This is a genomic window from Vibrio sp. 1249-1, from assembly GCF_033340495.1.
Window position 1 is genome coordinate 1 of sequence record NZ_JAWOWJ010000116.1, and the last position, 1,109, is coordinate 1,109.

Here is a 1,109-nt window from a genome sequence, read left to right on the forward strand (position 1 = left end):
TAGCAAATGAGATACCGCTTGATTGAATCTAGTGCTGAGCAAGTTGCTCAGAGCAAGCTTCATGAAGCTATGACGAAAGGTCAAGCACTGCCTCACATCCACCCTCAGAATGTGTATCAATAGTGAATTGCCAGCCATAGCGTCGGCATAAGTCATCCACAATCATGAGCCCCAAACCATGGCCTTCGGCATCTGGCACGGAAGAGAAGCCTTCACCTTCATCTCTCACCGACAGTGTGGTATCGGTCATGGTGATATGAATCGTTCCTGCTGACGTGGCTGCAATGCCGTTGCGAATTAAGTTACTCAACGTAATGTTAAGCACTGCAGTGGTCGCTTTGGTTTGCGGATGGCCCAATATCTGAACATTAAATTCCAACGACTTTTCATCGGCTTGCGCTTGGCTAAGAGCAACGATGTTGTGAAGCTCTTGCTCTGAGATGGTTCGAACTGGGCTGTCGTCGGTGTTACGTTCATATCGAACCAATCCCAACAAAGCATCAACCATGGTCGACATCTGCTGAGTAGCATCTTGAATACGGCCAATCTGACGTTCTTGAAATGACGTACTTGGGCTTCTTGCTAGCAAGCTGCTTGAACCTTTCATCACTGTGAGCGGAGTTCTCAGTTCATGACTGGCATATCGCGCAAAAGCTTGCTCGCGTTTGATCACCTGATTGATTTGGCTGCGATATTCATTGAGCTGAGAGGCTAACGTTTGGAACTCTTTAGCCGAACCTTCGGGCACGATGAATTTTTGGGATGTATCGCCTTGGTGTTGGTCTAGTTGCACCTTGAGTGCGCTGACGGGCTCAATCAAACGTTGCGATAGGCGCAGTAAAAGGCTGCCAAAAATTAGAATAAGCGCCGTTACCACCGCTAGTACCATTACGATGACATAAACAAACTCGGTTGAGGTGATTTCGATTTCATCAATAAGTGAAATCAGAATGATAGGGTGCTCTTCGCCATTTTGGTTAAAAGTGCTCATGTAAATCATTCTGGTGTTCGGCTCTTGACCGACTTCACCGAGAAAGTACTGCTTGTCTTGCAAAAAAGGCTGGTAGATAGGCGGGATCAGATTGATGTCGTTGTACGCCGTTGTTAGC

Annotated in this window: 1 protein-coding gene; it reads right to left on the reverse strand. The window is 47.0% G+C overall.

The window, feature by feature from the left end:
* Nucleotides 1-67: 67 nt before the first annotated feature.
* The coding region (locus tag R7Z50_RS24650; protein ID WP_318149370.1) for a HAMP domain-containing sensor histidine kinase at nt 68-1,109 on the reverse strand (1,042 nt) is incomplete at its 5' end.